18 protein-coding genes are annotated in these 19775 nt (G+C 54.9%); 14 read left to right on the top strand and 4 right to left on the bottom strand.

What is annotated here, in order from left to right:
- Nucleotides 1–37 precede the first annotated feature (37 nt).
- The 9 genes from Q354_RS0104260 to pntB all read left to right on the top strand — a co-directional run bounded on the left by Q354_RS0104260 (nt 38) and on the right by pntB (nt 10600).
- Nucleotides 38–283, top strand: coding sequence for a hypothetical protein (locus Q354_RS0104260; RefSeq protein WP_027856535.1), 246 nt, complete (start codon nt 38–40; stop codon nt 281–283).
- A gap of 260 nt (nt 284–543) precedes the next feature.
- A complete protein-coding gene (locus Q354_RS24545; RefSeq protein WP_211252204.1) occupies nt 544–2250 on the top strand; it encodes a DEAD/DEAH box helicase family protein in 1707 nt (568 codons plus the stop codon).
- A 171-nt stretch (nt 2251–2421) separates the two neighbouring features.
- Nucleotides 2422–4233, top strand: a complete 1812-nt coding sequence (locus tag Q354_RS0104250) for an NAD(P)H-dependent oxidoreductase subunit E (protein ID WP_027856534.1) — start codon at nt 2422–2424, stop codon at nt 4231–4233.
- Nucleotides 4230–4934, top strand: coding sequence for a 2Fe-2S iron-sulfur cluster-binding protein (locus Q354_RS0104245; RefSeq protein ID WP_027856533.1), 705 nt, complete (start codon nt 4230–4232; stop codon nt 4932–4934). The genes Q354_RS0104250 and Q354_RS0104245 overlap by 4 nt, the downstream gene beginning before the upstream one ends.
- Nucleotides 4931–5560, top strand: coding sequence for an NADH-quinone oxidoreductase subunit B family protein (locus tag Q354_RS0104240; RefSeq protein ID WP_027856532.1), 630 nt, complete (start codon nt 4931–4933; stop codon nt 5558–5560). The genes Q354_RS0104245 and Q354_RS0104240 overlap by 4 nt, the downstream gene beginning before the upstream one ends.
- 13 nt (nt 5561–5573) lie before the next feature.
- Complete coding sequence (locus tag Q354_RS0104235) at nt 5574–7040, top strand: Ni/Fe hydrogenase subunit alpha (RefSeq protein ID WP_027856531.1); 1467 nt, start codon at nt 5574–5576, stop codon at nt 7038–7040.
- The gene (locus tag Q354_RS0104230; protein WP_051559874.1) at nt 7024–7500 is read left to right on the top strand and encodes a hydrogenase maturation protease; all 477 of its coding nucleotides are present in this window, start codon (nt 7024–7026) and stop codon (nt 7498–7500) included. The genes Q354_RS0104235 and Q354_RS0104230 overlap by 17 nt, the downstream gene beginning before the upstream one ends.
- Before the next feature lie 160 nt (nt 7501–7660).
- Entirely contained in the window at nt 7661–9223 is a 1563-nt protein-coding gene (locus Q354_RS0104225; RefSeq protein WP_027856529.1) for a Re/Si-specific NAD(P)(+) transhydrogenase subunit alpha, read from the top strand.
- A 3-nt stretch (nt 9224–9226) separates the two neighbouring features.
- Nucleotides 9227–10600, top strand: coding sequence for a Re/Si-specific NAD(P)(+) transhydrogenase subunit beta (gene pntB / locus Q354_RS0104220; protein ID WP_027856528.1), 1374 nt, complete (start codon nt 9227–9229; stop codon nt 10598–10600).
- Between the two features lie 79 nt (nt 10601–10679).
- On the opposite strand, the gene Q354_RS0104215 is transcribed toward pntB, so the two are convergent.
- A complete protein-coding gene (locus Q354_RS0104215) occupies nt 10680–11951 on the bottom strand; it encodes an aromatic ring-hydroxylating oxygenase subunit alpha (RefSeq protein WP_027856527.1) in 1272 nt (423 codons plus the stop codon).
- 364 nt (nt 11952–12315) lie between these two features.
- Between Q354_RS0104215 and Q354_RS0104210 the strand changes: the two genes are divergently transcribed.
- The 3 genes from Q354_RS0104210 to Q354_RS0104200 all read left to right on the top strand — a co-directional run bounded on the left by Q354_RS0104210 (nt 12316) and on the right by Q354_RS0104200 (nt 14751).
- Nucleotides 12316–13443 (top strand): hybrid-cluster NAD(P)-dependent oxidoreductase, encoded by a 1128-nt coding sequence (locus Q354_RS0104210; protein ID WP_036228454.1) that lies wholly within the window; start codon nt 12316–12318, stop codon nt 13441–13443.
- A 195-nt stretch (nt 13444–13638) separates the two neighbouring features.
- The gene (locus Q354_RS0104205; RefSeq protein ID WP_027856525.1) at nt 13639–14400 is read left to right on the top strand and encodes an SDR family oxidoreductase; all 762 of its coding nucleotides are present in this window, start codon (nt 13639–13641) and stop codon (nt 14398–14400) included.
- A 165-nt stretch (nt 14401–14565) separates the two neighbouring features.
- Nucleotides 14566–14751: a hypothetical protein gene (locus Q354_RS0104200; protein WP_027856524.1), complete on the top strand. Its 186-nt coding sequence runs from the start codon at nt 14566–14568 to the stop codon at nt 14749–14751.
- A 183-nt stretch (nt 14752–14934) separates the two neighbouring features.
- On the opposite strand, the gene Q354_RS0104195 is transcribed toward Q354_RS0104200, so the two are convergent.
- Entirely contained in the window at nt 14935–15483 is a 549-nt protein-coding gene (locus tag Q354_RS0104195) for a hydrolase (protein WP_322786130.1), read from the bottom strand.
- 102 nt (nt 15484–15585) lie between these two features.
- Here Q354_RS0104195 and Q354_RS0104190 point away from each other — a divergent pair, with 102 nt between their 5' ends.
- Nucleotides 15586–16209, top strand: a complete 624-nt coding sequence (locus Q354_RS0104190) for a phenylacetic acid degradation protein PaaY (protein WP_027856522.1) — start codon at nt 15586–15588, stop codon at nt 16207–16209.
- Between the two features lie 18 nt (nt 16210–16227).
- Here the strand turns inward: Q354_RS0104190 and Q354_RS0104185 are convergent, their stop codons facing one another.
- Nucleotides 16228–16782, bottom strand: a complete 555-nt coding sequence (locus Q354_RS0104185; protein ID WP_027856521.1) for a DUF2889 domain-containing protein — start codon at nt 16780–16782, stop codon at nt 16228–16230.
- Nucleotides 16783–17116: 334 nt separating this feature from the next.
- Here Q354_RS0104185 and Q354_RS0104180 point away from each other — a divergent pair, with 334 nt between their 5' ends.
- Entirely contained in the window at nt 17117–18301 is a 1185-nt protein-coding gene (locus tag Q354_RS0104180) for an ABC transporter substrate-binding protein (protein ID WP_027856520.1), read from the top strand.
- A 79-nt stretch (nt 18302–18380) separates the two neighbouring features.
- Here Q354_RS0104180 and Q354_RS0104175 read toward each other — a convergent pair whose 3' ends face one another.
- The gene (locus tag Q354_RS0104175) at nt 18381–19598 is read right to left on the bottom strand and encodes an EAL and HDOD domain-containing protein (protein ID WP_027856519.1); all 1218 of its coding nucleotides are present in this window, start codon (nt 19596–19598) and stop codon (nt 18381–18383) included.
- Between the last annotated feature and the right edge of the window lie 177 nt (nt 19599–19775).

Raw genomic sequence — 19775 nt, 5'->3', positions numbered from 1 at the left:
ATCGGGCAGGTATCTGATTAGTGCGGAGTATAAGAATATGATGATTGCTGACCTGATTGATCAGGACGACTTTCGCGACCGTTTGATCGCGCTGGGGATTGAATTGGGGCAGGACGACAGCCCGGAGCAGTGCGCTGAAAAAGCCGCAGCCTGGTTTGCAACCGCAGACAGTGACTCACAGCAGGCGCTGATCGCCCTGGTGAATGAACTGGTCGCTGACAAGGGCGTGGTTCTGCCTGATGTTTACGAAGCAATTAAGTTGCACCTCAGCTCACTCTCATAATCGTGCTGGCTGAATGCCGGGATCAATGCCGGTGTTCAGCCCATCTCTTATCCAGCCTGCATGACGACCGTTCGCAGGCTTGCCCGGTTCCTGTTTTGCACAACGTTGCTGACTGTTTTGTTATAAAAGCGGCTGTTACCTTAGCCGGGGGAATATGCCGTAGCCAGGTTTCCTGACGTCGGGAGCCAAAATGCACACTTCTGCGCCTGTGATAAGCTGTCTAATTAACAGGATTGTCGGTGATCAGGAGTAAGGCAGTCATGGAAACAGCTAATTTCTCGGCCTGGAATCCCGGCATTGAAACCGAGATTCCCGCGGCCTATCTCGGTTATAAAACCATTGCCTGCTCAGCAAACGTTGAGAGCGATATCGCCGATATTGAAGAGCTGAAACAGCTCACGGGTCTCAACTATGAGGAGTTGGTCGCGTTTAAGCCGCAGCGGCTGGTGCTGCACGAACTGATTGTCCGGGTGACTGCCGATCTGGTGGTACTGGAAGGTGAACTTGAGGAAGATCTGGGTAAGAACTTCCGGCGAATGACACTTCAGATCTTACAGCAGTATATCCAGCCGGAGATGGCCGAGATCGAACAGGCCTATGCACAGCTGAGGCAACAGTTACGGCAACAGATCGGCCGGATTCTCGATCAGACCCTGTTTCATACTGAAAGAACTCCCGCGCCTGAAAGGGGGTTTTGGCAGCGCCTGTTTTCATCCCGTCACACAATACCAGCTGTTCCAGCCGAGTCGTCCAGCGAAAAAGTCTTCCGTGTGATCAGCGAGTATCGGGAAAAAGGCATTGCAGCGACAGATCCACTGGAAAGCGCAATCTATCACAGTCTTTACCGGGTGCTGGGCAGTACCAGTAGCCGCAGTGGCTATCTGGGAAATGACAGAGACTTTCTGGTCAGGCTGGTGAGCCAGCACACGCTGAACGGCTATGGCAGCCGTGAAATTGGCCGGTTGATTCAGCCGATGATCGACTGCGCTGCAGAGGCACAAGGCTATGGCCTGATCCGCAACGTCGCCAGCCCGGCTCTGTTCAGCCTGAAAGGCGCATCGGCAGCGGGTAAAAGTTCGTTGCGCCCGATGCTGGACCGCATGATGCAGGAGCGTGGCGTGGCCACAGACTGCTACGCCACCATCAGCCCCGATATCTGGCGCCGCCTGTTACTGGATTACGAAGCCCTGGGCGAGGCCTATAAATATGCCGGGCCTTTTAGTAGTGATGAAGTGGTGATTATTGACGCCAAGCTGGATCGCTACATTCGAGATAAGGCGCAGCGCTACCAGTCGATTCCGCACCTTCTGGTGGACCGCTTTCGTTTTGACAGTTTCTCTACTGAGCGTATCTCGCGCGTGCTGCATGGCACTTACGCCGAGTATGTCGAAACCCTCTTTATGTATTTTGTGGTGACACCGCCGGAGGCCACGGTGGAGCGTGGCTGGGAGCGGGGACTGATTAAGGGGCGCTATAAGGCGGTAGAGGATTTTCTCGGACACAGCGTCGAAGCCTACGAAGGGATGCCGAAGATCCTCTTCAAGTGGCTGGCCCATGAGCGACCGGACTTTCGCTATGAATTCCTCGATAACAGTGTTCCCAAGGGTACGTTCCCGGAAACCATCGCGCGTGGTAATCAGAAACAGATCTCGATCTACAAGCCGATGCTGTTGGTGAATATGGAGCGCTATCGCAAAATCAATATCCGCGCCCGATCGCCGCAGGAGGTGTACCCGGACGCAGAAAAGATGGCGGTGTCGGCTAACCTTGGTTTTATCCGGCGTTGTATCCGGGAAATACCCGAAGTGCATTTCTGCGATCCGATCAGCCATGAATGCTACCTTAGCTTTCGCGATGGGGCGCCTAACGAACAAGAACCTGCTTTATTGCGCAAGCAACTGGCCAATCCTGAGATGGCAGACCTGCTTGGATTGCTCAGTCCGGCGCTGGTGTCGGAGCTATTGTGAGCCAAGAGCGGCATCCCCAGCGCTGTCTAACTGCGCCTTCATAATTTGAATTAGCGCACTTCAGGCTTCTGCGAAAACGCACCATTGCGTCGGTCAGGTCTACAGTTAAAGGGGTCTTCCCTCTGTATCTCTTGGTTTGAGGATACGATCTGTAAGCAAGGGGCCAATGAAATGAAGCGTGAAATCGTCTCGATACTAAAACAGTACGCGTCAGATCGTACCCGTCTGATCGATATGCTCTGGCAGGTTCAGCGACGGCATGGCTATATACCGGACAAGGCGGTCACGGAACTGGCCAGGGGGCTGAATATGTCGCGCGGCGATATCCGTGAGACCAGTTCCTTCTATCACTTCTTCCATGACCAGCCTTGCGGAAAGTACCGCATCTACCTCAGTGATACGGTTATTTCGCGCATCAACGGATATCAGCAGGTGCGTGAGGCCCTCGAACAGGCAGCAGGAACACGCATGGGCACGGTGGACTCCAGCCAGACCTTTGGCCTGTTTGATACGGCCTGTATCGGCCTGAGCGATCAGGGACCTGCGATGCTGGTAGATGATGTGGTCTTTACCCGACTGACGCCGGAAAAGGTGAGTAAGATCATCCGCCGTCTTAAGCAGGGGGAGACACCGCAGCAGATCGTTAACCCCAAACAGCTGCCAAGGGGCGATATCAGCTACGTCGACAATATGGTGGCGAGCAATATCCGCCAGTCCGGCCCGGTATTTTTTCAGAACAACATCGACCTGGAAGCTCTGCTCAGGCGTTGCCTATCGTCTGATCCCGAAGAGGTGATCGCAGCCGTAACCGCTTCGAAGCTGCGCGGGCGCGGCGGAGCCGGATTCTCTACGGGATTGAAGTGGCGCCTTTGCCGTGAGGCAGCGGGCGATACCAAATATGTGATCTGCAACGCCGATGAGGGCGAGCCGGGTACGTTCAAGGACCGGGTACTGCTGACCCGCTCACCGAAAGAGGTTGTGGCTGGGATGATTATCGCCGCCCGGGCGATCGGTGCACGGCAAGGGATTATCTACCTGCGCTGTGAATACAGCTATCTCAAAGCCTACCTCGAAGCGCAGCTGCAACAGTTGCGTGACCAGGGACTGCTGGGCCAGGCCATCGCCGGTCGACGGGGTTTTGACTTTGATATCCGTATTCAGATGGGGGCAGGTGCCTATATCTGCGGCGATGAATCGGCGCTGATCGAATCCTGCGAGGGCAAGCGCGGCACGCCCCGGCTGAAGCCGCCATTTCCGGTACAGCAGGGTTATCTCGGTATGCCGACCGTCGTCAATAACGTTGAGACCTTCGCCTCCGTTACGCGGCTGCTGGATATGGGCGCGGACTGGTATGCAGCACTCGGCACTGAGGACTCCAGCGGTACCCGTCTGCTCAGCGTATCCGGTGATTGTAAGCGCCCGGGTATCTACGAGATCGAGTGGGGTGTCAGCCTCGGTAAAGTGCTGGCCCTGGTAGGAGCGGTCAATCCCTGGGCGGTGCAGGTCAGTGGTCCTTCCGGTGAATGCGTCAATGCCGAACACGAACGCGAGCGAGTATTCGCCTATAGCGATCTATCCTGTAATGGCTCGCTGATGCTGTTTAACCGCAAACGTGACCTGCTGCGGATCGTACGTCACTTTATGCAGTTTTTCGTCGATGAATCCTGTGGTATCTGCACACCCTGTCGCGCCGGCAATATAGAGCTACAGCACAAGATAGAGCGACTGATCGACGGGCGGGCCTGCCAGCAGGATCTGGATGAAGTAGTCAGCTGGGGCAAGCTGATAAGCAATACCAGCCGTTGCGGTCTGGGTGCAACGTCACCCAATCCGATTCTTTCTACGCTGGCGAAATTCCCGGAGGTCTACCGCGACAAGCTGATGGAACAAAAAGGATCGCTGCTGCCCTCATTTGATCTGGACGCAGCACTGTCCGGTTACGGCAAGGCACGGATCGAACTAATCGGGGAGAAGGCGAAATGAGCATCGAGATAACCATCGACGGTCAGGCCGTCGCTTGTGAAGCGGGCACACCCCTGATCGACGTGGCCGCCGATAACGGTGTCTATATTCCCAGTCTCTGTTATGTCCGTGGCAAGCGCTGTCTGGGCACCTGCCGTATCTGTTCAGTCAGGGTTGATGGCAATGTTATGGCAGCCTGCAGCGTGCCGGCCTGTGAGGGGATGCAGGTTGAGGTCAGTGCGCCGCAGATCGCCGATCTGCGCAAGGCGCTGGTGGAAATCCTCTTCGTCGAAGGCAATCACAACTGTCCGAGCTGTGAAAAGAGCGGTCGCTGCGACCTACAGGCGGTGGGCTATGAGATAGGCATGATGGTCTCGCGCTTTCCCTATCGGTTTTCGAAACACCCGCGTGAGGTGAGGGCAAAAAATATTTGGCTGGAACGGGACCGCTGTATCTTCTGCCAGCGCTGCGTTGAATTTGTCCGTGACCGGGAAGGCGGGCAGAAGATCTTCAGCATCAGCCAGCGTGGCGATAGGGCACAGATCGAACTGGATATCGGACTGGCTGACGCAATGCCGCCGGATCAGGTACGTGAGGCGGTCGAACTCTGTCCCGTCGGTTGCATACTTGAGAAGGGGGTTGGCTATGACAACCCGATTGGCCAGCGCAGGTACGAGACCAGAACACTGCGGCAACGGACCCTGGAGGTGAAGCAGAAATGAAGAACTCAGGGCGTAGCGAGATATTTGCCCATGACCTGCCCGCCACCAGACTCGATCCGGCGCTGCAGGCAAAACGGGACCAGAAAATCAAAGTCGCGATGATCGGCCTCTGTGGTTGCTGGGGCTGTACACTCTCCTTTCTCGATATGGACGAGGCGCTACTGGGGCTGCTGGATAAGGTTACCATCCTGCGTTCCTCCATCACCGATATCAAACGCATCAGCGAGCGCTGCCGCATCGGCTTTATCGAGGGCGGTGTTGCCAATGAGGAGAATATCGAGACCCTGCAACATTTCCGCGAAAACTGCGACATCCTGATTTCCGTGGGCGCTTGCGCTATCTGGGGTGGGGTACCCGCCATGCGTAACGATGTTGAACTCTCCGAGTGTCTCGACGAAGCCTATGTTCACTCGCCGACCCGGGTTGAAAATGCCATCCCGGTGGTGCCCTGGAGTGAAGACCTCCCGAAGATCACCACTAAGGTCTATCCCTGCCATGAAGTTGTGAAGATGGACTACTTCATCCCCGGCTGTCCGCCGGATGGCGCAGCGATCCTCAAGGTACTGGATGATCTGGTGAACGGGCGCGAAGTCGATCTGCCGTCTTCGATTAATCGCTACGACTAAAAAGGAGGCCGCGATGAGCAGAAAGCTGGTGATAGATCCCGTTACCCGAATTGAGGGCCACGGAAAAGTGACAGTCCATCTGGATGACGATAACAGGGTGACCGCCGCCAGACTGCATGTCGTCGAATTCCGTGGTTTTGAGCGTTTTGTGCAGGGCCATCCCTATTGGGAGGCACCGATGCTGCTGCAACGAATCTGTGGTATCTGTTTTGTCAGCCATCACCTCTGCGGTGCCAAGGCACTGGATGATATCGTCGGTGTTGGCCTGAGTACCGGTATTGAAATGTTGCCAACGCCGGAAAAAATTCGCCGTTTGGGGCACTATGCCCAGCAGCTTCAATCCCATGTCACGGCTTATTTTTACCTGGTTGTACCCGAGATGCTGTTCGGTATGAATGCTCCGCCGGAGCAGCGCAATCTGCTCGGCCTGGTGGAGCAGAATCCGGCACTGGTTAAGCGGGTGGTGGCACTGCGTAAATGGGGACAGGAACTGATCAAGGCGGTGCTGGGCAAGCGAATGCACGGTATCAGTTCGGTGCCGGGTGGGGTGAACAGCAATCTCAGTATTGAACAGCGCGACCGCTTCCTGAACGGCGAGGCGGGACTACTGTCGATCGATGAGGTGATCGATTACGCCCAGGACGGCCTCCAGCTGTTCTATGACTTTCATAACAAGCACCGTGCCGAGGTGGACCGCTTTGCCGAGGTTCCGGCGCTGAATATGTGTCTGGTGGATGATGAGGGTAACGTCGATTACTACCACGGCAAGATGCGGATTATGGATCGGGATAAGAAAATCGTCCGCGAACTGGACTACCATGACTACCTTGAGCATTTTGCCGAAGCGACCGAGGAGTGGAGCTATATGAAGTTTCCCTACCTGAAGGAGCTGGGACGGGATAAAGGTTCACTGCGGGTCGGCCCGCTGGCCCGCGTGAATATCACTCAGTCTTATTCGACGCCGCTGGCCCAGGCGGCACTTGAACGTTTCCATGCTTATACCCACGGCAAGGCCAACGACAAGACCCTGCATACTAACTGGGCACGGGCGATCGAGATCATCCACGCTGCCGAACTGATCAAACAGTTGCTGAACGATCCGGACCTGCAGCAAGAGTCATTGCTGCTGACACCGGCCGACAACGCCTGGACCGGCGAAGGGATCGGGGTGGTGGAAGCACCACGCGGGACCCTGCTACACCATTACCGCGCCGATAGAGAGGGGCGGATTACCTTTGCCAACCTGGTCGTCTCCACCACCCAGAACAATACAGTGATAAACCGTACCGTCCGTTCCGTGGCCGAGGCTTATGTCGGCGGCAATGCCGAGATCACCGAAGGAATGATGAACGCCATTGAGGTGGGTATCCGCGCCTATGACCCCTGCCTCAGCTGTGCCACCCACGCCCTTGGTGAGATGCCGTTACAGGTGTCACTCTATGACTCTGCGGGGGAGCTGATCGATGAGAAATTCAGATAGTGCAGTTGCCATAACACTGGAGGCGTTTAACCGCCCGGACTGTCTGATCTACGGTATCGGCAATGCAGGCCGTCAGGATGACGGTTTAGGCTGGGCCTTTATCGACTGGCTGGAGCGGGAGCCGATCTGTCCAAAAGCGGAGTTACTGCGCAACTACCAGTTGTTTCTCGAAGATGCCGACCTGATCAGCCAAAAACGCCGAGTGCTTTTTGTCGATGCCAGTAAGTCGTTGACACTGCAAAGCTTCAGCCTGAGCCGGGAGGCCGCGTTGATGGATTTCAGTTTCACCTCCCATGCCCTTTCAATCCCAACGCTTATGGCCACCTGTCAGACCTGCTTTGATTACCTGCCCGAGGTCTGGGTATTGGCGATCCGTGGTTACGAGTGGGAGCTGAAACAGGGGCTGACGGGCAGGGCCGAAATCAACCTCGATCATGCGATTGCCGCGCTAACAGACTGATTGGCCAGCAACAATTTCCCCTGAGCGTCTATATTTCAACAGGGGCCGGAACTAATCCTGCGGTTTTACGGAGCGCTTTCGGCCGATTAAGGATCTAACCCAACAGGCGGGGCCCGGATCGTCCTCGCCGGCGAAATATAACAACAATCAGGGGAAAATCATGCTGATAGGAATTCCCGCGGAAAGTCTTGAGGGCGAAACACGCGTCGCGGCGACACCCGACAGCGTGGCCGGTCTGATCCGGCTCGGTTTCAGCGTTACCGTAGAGAAGGGGGCCGGTATTCACGCCGGACTTAGTGATAACGACTATCGTCATGTTGGCGCGATGGTTTGCGAAGACAGTGCCACGGCATTCGCCGCTGATCTGGTACTGAAGGTCAATGCTCCGAGCTGGGATGAGGCGGGCGACGGTGAGATCGGGCTGTTTAAGCCTGGTGCCACTCTGATCAGCTTTATCTGGCCAGCCCAAAATGAAGCGCTGTTAAAAACTCTGGCGGAGAAAAAGATCAATGTCTTGGCGATGGATTCGATTCCGCGCCTGTCGCGCTCCCAGTCGATGGATGCGCTCAGTTCGATGGCTAATATTGCCGGTTATCGCGCCGTGGTGGAGGCCGCCAACCATTTCGGGCGTTTCTTTACCGGCCAGATAACCGCTGCCGGCAAGGTGCCTGCCGCCAAAGTGTTGGTGATCGGCGCGGGTGTCGCCGGACTGTCTGCGCTCGGTACCGCCGCCAGTCTCGGCGCTATAGTGCGTGCGTTTGATACCCGCCCCGAGGTAAAAGAGCAGATCACCAGTATGGGAGCCGAATTCCTTGAGGTTGAAATCGAGGAAGAGGGCGGCAGCGGTGATGGCTATGCCAAGGTGATGAGTAAGGCCTTTATCGAAGCAGAGATGGCGTTGTTTGCCGAACAGGCACAGGAGGTGGATATCATTATCACCACTGCGCTGATTCCGGGTAAACCCGCCCCCCGGCTGATTACCGCCGAGATGGTGGCTTCGATGAAACGTGGTAGCGTGATCGTCGACCTGGCAGCACCGAATGGCGGTAACTGTGAGCTTTGCGTCAGTGGCGAAGTCAGTGTCACCGACAACGGTGTCACCATTATCGGCTATAACGACCTGCCGGGCCGCTTACCGGCGCAGTCCTCCCAGCTTTACGCGACTAATCTGGTAAACCTGCTGAAGCTGCTGACTCCGCATAAAGATGGCGATATCGAGATCGACTTCGAGGATCAGGTGATCCGTGGCGCCACGGTGGTAAAAGATGGCGAAGTAACCTGGCCGGCTCCGCCAATTCAGGTCAGTGCCCAGCCGGCACAGCAGAAGCCGGCCATAGCGGCGGAACCGGAGTTGCCAGCTCCCAAATCGATCTCGCCGGTAGTTAAGTACAGCCTGCTGGGGGCTGCGGCACTGGTGACCGGCCTGGTGGCCAATTACGCTCCGGCGGAGTTCCTGTCCCACTTTATGATCTTCGTACTGGCCTGCTTTATCGGTTACTACGTGGTCTGGAATGTGACTCACTCACTGCATACCCCTTTGATGAGTGTGACTAACGCCATCTCAGGCATCATTGTGGTGGGAGCACTGTTGCAGATGGGAGAACAGTTCAACCTCGTCTCACTGCTGGCGATTGTGGCGGTGTTTATCGCCACTATTAATATCGTCGGCGGCTTCTCGGTGACGCGCAGGATGCTGAAAATGTTCCAGAAAGAGGGGGATTAAGTTATGTCAGAAGGATTACTTGCAACCGCTTATATCATTGCCTCAGCTCTGTTCATTCTCAGTCTCGCCGGCTTGTCCAAACAGGAAACTTCCCAGCGCGGACTCTGGTGCGGTGTCAGCGGCATGGCCATCGCCCTGATTGCGACCCTGTCAGATCCATCGGTAGAGGGACTGGCCTGGATTATCGCGGCCATGGCCGCAGGCGCGGTGATTGGCCTGCGCCTGGCGGGCCGTGTGGCGATGACTGAAATGCCGGAAATGGTGGCGATACTGCATAGTTTCGTTGGCCTGGCGGCGGTGCTGGTCGGTTATAACAGCTACTTCGATCATGGCGAGATGAGTCAGGTGATGCAGAACATCCACCTTTCAGAGGTGTTTCTCGGCGTCTTTATCGGTGCTGTGACCTTTACCGGTTCGGTGATCGCATTCGGCAAGTTGCGTGGCATCGTCTCATCCAAGGCGCTGATGTTACCGCACCGCCATAAGCTGAACCTGGCGGCGATTCTGGTCTCATTCTGGCTGATGGTTGAGTTTGTCGGTGCCGGTGGCAATACCGTTGCTCTGGTGGTAATGACCCTGATTGCACTGCTGTTCGGCTGGCATCTGGTGGCGTCCATCGGCGGTGCCGACATGCCGGTCGTGGTATCGATGCTCAACTCCTACTCGGGTTGGGCGGCGGTAGCTGCCGGTTTTATGCTCTCCAACGACCTGCTGATAGTGACCGGCGCGCTGGTGGGTTCATCCGGTGCCATCCTCAGTTACATCATGTGTAAAGGTATGAATCGCTCCTTTATCTCGGTGATTGCCGGTGGCTTCGGTAACGACACTACGGCATCGTCGGGTGAGGGCCTGCAGGGTGAGCATACTGCGACGACTCCGGAAGAGGTGGCTGAGCTGCTGCGCGGCTCTTCAAGTGTGGTGATCACACCGGGCTACGGCATGGCGGTGGCGCAGGCACAGTATCCGGTATCGGAGATCTGCCATAAGCTGCGTGAAATGGGCATCAAGGTCCACTTCGGTATTCATCCGGTGGCCGGGCGCCTGCCGGGCCATATGAATGTCTTGCTGGCCGAAGCGCGGGTGCCTTACGACATCGTCCATGACCTGGAAGAGATCAATGAGGAGCTGGACTCCACCGATACGGTGCTGGTGATCGGCGCCAACGATACCGTCAATCCTGCGGCGCGTGAACCGGGTAGCCCTATCGCCGGTATGCCGGTGCTGGAGGTCTGGAACGCCCGCAATGTAGTGGTGTTTAAGCGTGGTATGGCATCGGGGTATGCCGGGGTGGAGAATCCGCTGTTCTTCAATGAGAACACCCGGATGTTGTTTGGTGATGCCAGAGAGAGTGTCGAAAACGTTCTCAGGGCGATCTGAGTAAAAGACGGATAGCTGAAGGCAAAAAAGAGAGCCGCTGCCGTAGCAGGGGCTCTCTTTTTCTGTTCAGGTCAGTCGCTTATTTATTCAGGTTTTTCTGAACAGTTTCGCTGTACCAATCCATGAAGTTCACCACGCCGAACTCGAAAGTCTCGGAGTAAGGGCCTGGCTGGTAAGCCATGGAGTTGATGCCCAGCTGGTTCTGCTCGCCCAGAACACGGTCCTGGTCGTTGGTTGCGTCCCAAACCTGACGCAGGCGGGCAGGATCGTAATCGATGCCTTCAACAGCGTCCTTGTGTACGAACCACTTGGTTGTAACCAGAGACTCCTGCGCGGAGATAGGCAGTACGCGGAACACGATGAAGTGGTCGCTCTGCATGTGGTTCCAGGAGTTAGGCAGATGCAGGATACGCATAGAACCCAGTTCGCGGTTCTTAATGCGACCCATCGTCTTGGCACAACCCTGGGAACCGTCGATGGTCATAACCTCGGCGCCTTCTTTCAGAGGCATACGTACGATACGGTTACGGCCGCCGTCGAACCATTTGTGCTCGTGCGGGATACCTTCAGCTTCCCACTCGGCAGACTGACGTGCGTATTGAGCCAGGAACTCTTCGGAAGCACGTGGATCGTTCGTGTCATCCCACTCCTGCAGCGTGTTCAGCAACTCAGGATGGCTGCCTGCGCAGTGGTAGCACTCCCGGTTGTTCTCAATAACCAACTTCCAGTTAGCTTTCTCGTACATGTTGGATTCCACCGCCAGCTTGGTGTTATCAACATCGTACGGTTCCATGTATTCGTCCAGCGTCGCCAGGAATTCATCGAACTCTTTCGCTTCAGGTTCTTGCTTGCCCAGAGCTACGAAGATAAAGCCACCACCGGTTTTGCAGTGTGCTTTTTTCAGTCCGTGAGCTTTCATGTCGAACTCATCACCCATTTCGGTACCGGCAAACAGCAGGTTACCTTTCAGGTCATAAGTCCACTGGTGGTATGGGCATACCAGATTCGCAACTTTGCCACGATGTTCGAGGCAGATACGTGAACCACGGTGACGGCAGGTGTTGTGGAAGGCGTTAACTTCGCCATCCGGACCACGTACGATCAGTACCGGGTTCTGGCCTACTTCCATAGTGAAGTAATCACCACGGTTAGGAATCTCACTTGTCATGCCGGCAAACAGCCACTCTTTCTGGAAGATCTCTTCCATATCAGCGCGGAACATGTGCGGATCGTTGTACAGCGGACGATCCAGAGAGTAGTTACGTTTGCGTTCTTTCAGCAGGCGATCCATCTCCTCACGAGCGCTTTCGTAGCTGCCATAAGTGATGTTCAGCAGGTCATTCTGGTTCATTTATTGTTATCCTCATCGACGCCGACGTACGGCTATCTTCTCACCTGTACCCTTACATTCTGTAAGGTCATTTAAGTCGACGACGCCCCAGTTCTCTAGCGGAATGCTAAAGCGTGTTTGGGGTTGGTGCGTCTGAGGTGCATCTTGCGCCAACTTCCGAAATCAGGGTTATCCGTTTACGACAAAAACAGGTGTGTTTTTCGACGTCACTCCCCCCTCAATCCCCCTAGTGGTGGTGTTTAGATAACTTTTTGTCGTTTTTGGAGAAACGTTCAGAGGCGACGAGGAACAGAATGGCCCCATACAAGGCGGTGACGTTTCGCCATGAGACGTTCTATGTGCATATATTAATGAGATAACAACAATGACAACAGCCACTGTTAACCCGGTAAACAATGACGGCCTGAATCCAGTTACTACACAAACCTGGACTAATGGCCGACATATGGTTCGTTGTGTAAAAGTAATTCAGGAAACCTGGGACGTTCGTACGTTCTGCTTTATGGCTGAACAGCCTGTTATGTTCTTCTTCAAGCCAGGTCAGTTTGTGACACTGGAACTTGAGATCGAAGGCGTACAGGTTATGCGTTCCTACACCATCTCCAGTTCTCCATCCGTTCCATACAGCTTCTCTGTAACGATCAAGCGTGTACCGGGCGGTCAGGTATCCAACTGGATGCATGACAATATCGAAGAGGGGATGATGATCCCGGTACACGGCCCGGTCGGCGTGTTCAACTGCATGGATTTCCCGTCGGATAAGGTCCTGCTGCTCTCCGGTGGCGTAGGTATCACGCCGGTCATGTCTATGGCGCGCTGGTTCTTCGACACCAACGCCGAAGTGGATATGGTCTTCGCCCACAGTGCCCGTACTCCGAAGGATATTATCTTCCGTGGAGAGCTGGAACATATGTGTTCCCGTATTTCTAACTTCGAGCTGGCCCTGATCTGTGAGAAATACGACATTGGTGAGAGCTGGTCCGGCTACCGTGGCTACCTCAATCACACCATGCTGGAGATGATTGCGCCTGACTTTATGGACCGCGAAGTCTTCTGCTGTGGCCCGACTCCCTATATGCGCGCGGTCAAACGCCTGCTGGAGGAAGCCGGCTTCGATATGACCCGCTACCACGAAGAGTCCTTTGGTGAGACTCCGGCAGAAGATGTTGAAAACGCAGTAGAATCTGCTGAACAGGCGCAGGAAGACCTGGAAGCACTGGATAACTCTGACCTGATCACCGTCGAGTTCACTCAGACCGGTAAGGCCACTAAGATCGCACCGGGAGAAACCGTTCACGCGGCCGCGGCCAAACTTGGCCTGCATATTCCGAAAGCCTGCGGTATGGGCATCTGCGGTACCTGTAAGCTGCCGAAAACCTCCGGTGATGTGGAGATGACCCACAACGGTGGTATTACCGATGAAGATGTAGCAGAAGGCTTCATCCTGACCTGCTGCAGTGTGCCTCAGAGCGATGTAACCATCGATTTCTAATCGAATTCTGTGAAAAAGCCGGCATATCTCAGGATATGCCGGCTTTTTTGTGTCTGGAGCCCAGGCTGGAGGAACATTTCAGATCCATGGGTAGGGGTAATCCTGTATAAAGTGCTCGCCTTTAGTTACGTAAAAAGGTATAAGTTGACGTTAACGTAAAGCTATAACTCGACAACTTATGCAAGGGGATAAGAGATGCAGATTAAAGACAATGTCTTCGTTATCACCGGTGGTGGCCGTGGTCTGGGACGGGCAATGGCAGAAAGTCTGGCCGCACAAGGCGCGAAACTGGCGCTGATAGACCTGAATCAGGATGACCTGGATGTGGCAGCTGGCGCCTGCGCCGAACAGGGCGGCGAAGCCCGTGGTTATATCTGCAATATCACTGAGGAAGCGGCTGTCGAGGCGACATTTGCGCAGATCAAGCAGGATTTTGGCAAAATCAATGGACTGGTGAACAATGCCGGCCTGATGCGCGATGGTATGCTGATCAAGGTCAAAGAGGGCGAGCTGCTGGCGAAAATGTCGCTGGATCAGTTCAACTCTGTGGTCAATGTCAATATGACCGGTACTTTCCTCTGTGGCCGTGAAGCTGCGGCTATTATGGCGCAACAGGGAGAGGGGGGTGTGATTGTGAATGTATCCTCTGTTTCCCGTGCGGGTAATATGGGTCAGACCAACTACTCCGCCACAAAAGCAGCCGTTGCCACTATGGTCGTCAGCTGGGGTAAAGAGCTGGCGCGCCACGGTATCCGTACCGGCGGTATCGCACCGGGTGTGATCGCCACTGAGATGACCGCGCAGATGAAACCGGAAGCGATCGACCGTATGGTTGCAGCGGTACCCCTGAAACGTCTCGGCCAGGTTGAAGAGATGGCGCATACCCTGCGTTATATTATCGAAAATGACTTCTTCACCGGCCGTATCATCGAGATGGACGGCGGCCTGCGCATCTGATGTACAAGGCGGGCTGCGGCAAACCTGTCGCAGCCGGTCAGAGCCATTTTCCAGGCTCCGATATTTCGCTCCGGATAGGTTTAAGCAGCGCTTTTAGCTACAATACAGCTGAGCCTGACTGGACACCAGGTCATGTTGTGTCCCACTTCACCGGAGGGCAATCCGATGTCGCAAGCTAATAAAGCTCACCCTAAGTTTATTGAAGCCATGGAAAAACTGTCTGCTATGTCAGAAGAGGAACGGCTCTCAGAAGAGAACAAGGATCTGTTTGAGCAGGCGATGAATTACGCTCCGTTGGAAATTCAGCCGCAGCTGATCGAAATTCGTCGTAAATACGACGCGCTTCACTAACTGAGCAACACAGTAGCACCACGGTGGCTCGGGACACCGATATGCTTCCACAAAAAACCGCGTCCTTAGGGACGCGGTTTTTTATGCGTCTGGTGCGGTGACCAGGCTTTGATTCTCACCCCGTGCTAGCTGATATCGCTATGTAGCGCGCTGTTGAGTGATGTGAAGACGCGGTAAGCCGGATCAGCGCAGGAAGTTCTTGCTGATATGTCTGAACTGTTCGGTGCCGGAGCGCTGCATCCACTCGAAGGCGACCATTTCACGGGTCACAATATAGATACCGCACTGACGCATGCGTTCCAGCGCCATCGCCTTATCTTCCGGGTTACGTGAAGAGACGGCATCAGCGACAACATAGACCTCGCGTGCCTGCTGTTTCAGCTGCATGGCTGTCTGCATTACACAGACGTGGGCTTCCATCCCGGTAATAATTACCTGATTGGGGCGCAGGGCATTGATCTTCTCGTTGCAGCTGGCTTCAGACATACAGGAGAAAAAGGTCTTTTCCATCACATTCTCAGCAGGGAGTACATCCTGAAGTTCAGGAATGGTATGCCCCAGGCCCTGAGGATACTGCTCGGATGTGAGAACCGGTACTTCCATAATCTTGGCAATCTCCGCCAGCCAGCGGGTGTTTTTAATCATGGTGTCCGGGTCGTGGATAGCCGGAACCAGTTTGTCCTGAATATCAATGACCAGCAGGCAGGATTTGTTTGGATGGATCAGCATCATTTCACTCCGTTTGAATAGTGAACTAAGGATAAACCCTGATACTATGCGAGAACAAGCTATGTATTAGTCGTGTGTTGAGGTTTATTTTCGGGAGGTTATGGAATGAAAGTGTACGCCATTGATGGTGTGGTGCCGGTGGTTGATCCGACGGCTTATGTGCATCCCACAGCGGTACTGATTGGTGATGTGGTGGTCGGGCCTGATTGCTATATCGGGCCTGCCGCCTGCTTGCGTGGCGATTTCGGGCGTCTGGTTATTAAGCGCGGTGCCAATGTGCAGGATACCTGCGTCATGCATGGTTTCCCTAATTCGGAGACGGTGATCGAAGAGGATGGTCATATTGGTCACGGCGCAGTGCTGCACGGTTGTAACGTGGGCAAGAATGCGCTGGTTGGTATGAATGCAGTCATTATGGATGGCGCAAGCATCGGTGAGTCCTCAATTGTCGGGGCTATGTCCTTTGTTAAAGCGGGCATGGAGATTCCGCCGCGTTCTCTGGTGGCAGGCTCACCGGCGAAGGTTATCCGTGAAGTCACAGAAAAAGAGGTCGGCTGGAAATCTGCCGGTACCCGGACTTACCAGGCACTGGCGCAGCGCAGTCAGGCAACGATGGAGTTGGTGGAAGCACTGACCGAAGAGGAGCCGGATCGTCCCCGCATTATGCTGGAAGAAGCCGACCTGGTGCCGCTGTATCAGATGAAAAAGTCGCAGGCGCCAGCAGACTAAAGGGGCGTTCCGTCTGGCTCAGTCACCATTGTAGGCGTCAGGCCAGTATTGCTGAATGACCGGTCCGCGCTCATCATAAGTATGACACCCGTTGATCATAGGCGGTGGCTGGTCTCCTTCCGACCAGCCGTGTAGCCGGTCCCGCTCCTGATGCGTTGCCTGATAGGCCGTCGTCGCCAGCGGGCCAAGCAGTTCCAGCAGATGAGTACAGCCTTTTGTGCCTGAGAACATGGCCCGCACTTTTGCGGTAAATCCCGGTGCAATCTGCACACCGATCAGGTGTTTGTATGCGCTACTGATCTCCGGGCAGATACGGTAGGGCGTCGCATCCATACTGACGTCTGCATTCAGAATATTCAGCTCCAGATCGACCGTAATCCGTATCGACAGATCGTGCAGCGGCTCGTCCGCGGGAAGCAGGCCTGCCTTGTGCTCCCTGAGCGCCAGCGGGGTATCCTTAATATCCACCAGATGGGCTTCGATATCCCATAGCCCGTCTTCACGCTGGAATCCCTGACAGGTAACGTGCCGGCTATGCTGGCGGGTGCGGGCAACCGGAGTAGGTAATGGCATGGGCTGAGCTCTGTCTGTGGAGGATTCAGGCGGCACTTTAAGGCCAGGCTGAGCGATCTTCAAGGGGCGGAAGCTATTCTTTCGTCCCGGGCCGCTTAATCGGTATGAAAGCGGTCATCAAAATAGCCCCGGAGCCGTTTAAGAACGGCCTTTATCTTTTAGTCGAACAGCCCCCCATTAATCGGTAATTGGGACTAAACTCCATCCGGATACGTAGTACACTACGCCGATCGCGTAGTGAAATTTTGTTTAAATTTCAATCACTAACAGTATCTGGGGTGCCTTGCTGTCATTAGTGTTCTGCAGTCAGGATACGACCGCGACAGGTTCGGTTATGTTTAAATTATCGTTGTTTCGAAATACTGGCTGGGCGCTGTGTCTGCTGTTTGCAGCTAATGTTTTTGCCGCGCCCGAAAAGCCTCGGCCAATTAAGATCGGCACATTCCTGTCAGAGAGTGGCGCCTACGCCTGGCACGGTTTACCGGCGATTGAATCAATTCGCCTCTATGTCCAGCGCATCAATCAGCAGGGCGGGATTCATGGCCGTCCCATTGAGTTGATTCACTTTAATACCCGCAGCAGTGTTCGACTGGCGCGCGAGAGCGTACGGCGCCTGATCAATGATCATAACGTCGATATCCTGTTGGGGGGCAGTAACTCAGGGGCAGCCGTCAGTGTCATTCCCCTGGCTGAAAAAGCCCGCATACCCTATATAGCACTGGCTGGTTCCAGTGCTATTGTCGACCCGGTAAAGCGCTGGGTGTTCAAGACGCCTCACACCGATCAGATGGTGGTGGATAAGATATTCAGTGATATGAAACAGCGCGGTATCAGGCGTATCGGGCTGATCTCCAGCAGTGCTGACTTTGGCCGTTCGGGCCGTAAGCAAGCCATAACAATGGCGGCAGGATTCGGTATTGAGATCGCCGTTGATGAACATTACGCGCCACGGGTCCTGAGTGTTTCCGAACAGGTCGGGAAGATCGCGCGGACACCGGACCTGCAGGCGCTGCTGGTCTTTTCCTCGGGAGCCGGTGCCGCGATGGTGACGCGCGAAGTCCGCCAGGCTGGGATAGAGCTTCCCCTTTACGAGTCTCAGGGGGTTGCCTCCGACATCTTCCTTAAACTGGCGGGCGATGCCGCTGAAGGGATCAGGTTTCCAGCCCCGGCACTGCTACTCTCCGGCAAGATGCGTTTTCCCGTTGCCCAGCAGAGGGTGATAGATGACTACACGAAGCATTTCGAGGCGGCTTATGACAAGCCTGTTTCCGTATTTGGTGGTCACGCCTATGACGGCCTGATGCTGGCCCTGAACGCGATTAGGCGCGCAGGAACCACCGAGTCGGAAGCGGTGCGTCAGGCACTGGAAAGTACCCGGGGATTCATTTCTACCTCCGGGCCGGTCAATATGTCTTCACTTGATCACCTGGGAATAGGGTTGTCGATGTTTCCAATGATAGAAATCCGCAACGGCCGCTTCAGCGCGCTGGAAAGGCCTTCGACTGCATGGTTGCATTAACGCGGGCCTGAGTAACAGGCCCGGAGAGTGATCGAGGCACTGAAGCGTCCAGCCTGAAAAGGCTGGCGTGTAATTAAGATCAGTCGGCAATCGCCATCATCGCTTCCTGCGCCCAGGCGAGGCCGGCACGGTAGCTGTTCTCGTACAGCGTTGCATCAAAACTGGCCGGAAGCTTATCCCAGTCGCCGTTCTCGTAGTTTATGGTGTTCTGCAAAACCTGGCCGATGTCGCCTTCAAAACCTAAGATGGCCTGACGGATATCATCAGCTATCGGTACTTCCTGCAACATGGCTGTTTGCTCGATATCCAGTATGGCATGCAAACCCGACATCATTCCGGCCATAAAATAGCCGCCGGGGTTAGGGCGCTTCTGTGCCGTCGCGATCTCTTCACACATACGACCACGAATCAGCAGTGAGCGGCTCAGTTCCTCTGGCTTGTCTTTATTCTGTGTCATGGTAATCAGGCTGGCCCAGCGGCGGATCTGTTCCATCCCTAACAACACGACCGCTTCAGACACTGACTCAACTTTTCGCACCAGCGAATAGGCCGCAGAGTTGATAATACGCAGCAGCTTATAAGTGAGCACCGGATCACGCACGATCAGTTGTTCCAGTTCTTCAGGCTTAGTCGACGGATTCTGCAACGCCTGCATCAGCTGCAGCAATGTCACGCTATTACCGCTGACCTGGCGTCCAGTGACAATCTTAGGCTTACTGAGAAAATGCCCCTGGAACAGCTTGAAGCCAATCCGGTGGCACTGGTCTAGCATCTCGTGGGTTTCGATATGGGTGGCAATCGCGACAACCTTGAATTCAGCCAGCTGTCTGATATCCGCAGCCAGCCGTTCCATATTCTGCTCGGTTACATTGATCTTAACCATATGGGCCAGTTTCAGCAGCGGAGCCCAGCGCGCATCATGGCCGTAGTTATCCAGCGCAACCCGGTAGCCTTCCTGTACCAGCGCCTGTACGGCCTTCGCAGTTTCCAGAGTGGGTTCGAGGTCTGCAGGCAGTTCCAGCACGACTTGCTTCTTTGGTAGCTCAGGAAAGCTCCGTTCAAGCAGGAGTTCGGTCGTCAGGTTGATAAATGCCGGCAGGCGCTTTACTGCGCCGCCATCACTGATACTGGTGTAGGTATTGAGGATGACCTGAACGGTCGCCGCGGAATCGCGAAATATCGCCTGATCCCTGGACTCTTCGCTGCGATACAGCAGCTCATAAGCGATAACCTGTTGGCGGGCATCAAATATTGGCTGACGGGCCAGCAGGACCTGGCTGGAAGATATTGATTCCATGCGTTTTTTACCACTTAACTCCATCGACTTAGAACTAAGTGTATACCCAAAACCGAGCTATCAGAAATATAGCTGATGCAAAATATAAAGAATCGGCCGATCGCAAACGGCTGCCTGATACTGGGCGCATATTTAAGGTATACTGTGCGGTCTCTAAGAATTTGGACTCTCAGGCAA

It is taken from the genome of Marinobacterium jannaschii DSM 6295, assembly GCF_000620085.1.
Taxonomy (GTDB): Bacteria; Pseudomonadota; Gammaproteobacteria; order Pseudomonadales; family Balneatricaceae; genus Pontibacterium; species Pontibacterium jannaschii.
Note: the sequence above shows the minus strand (reverse complement) of the source record. Positions and strands in the feature narration are given on the sequence as shown.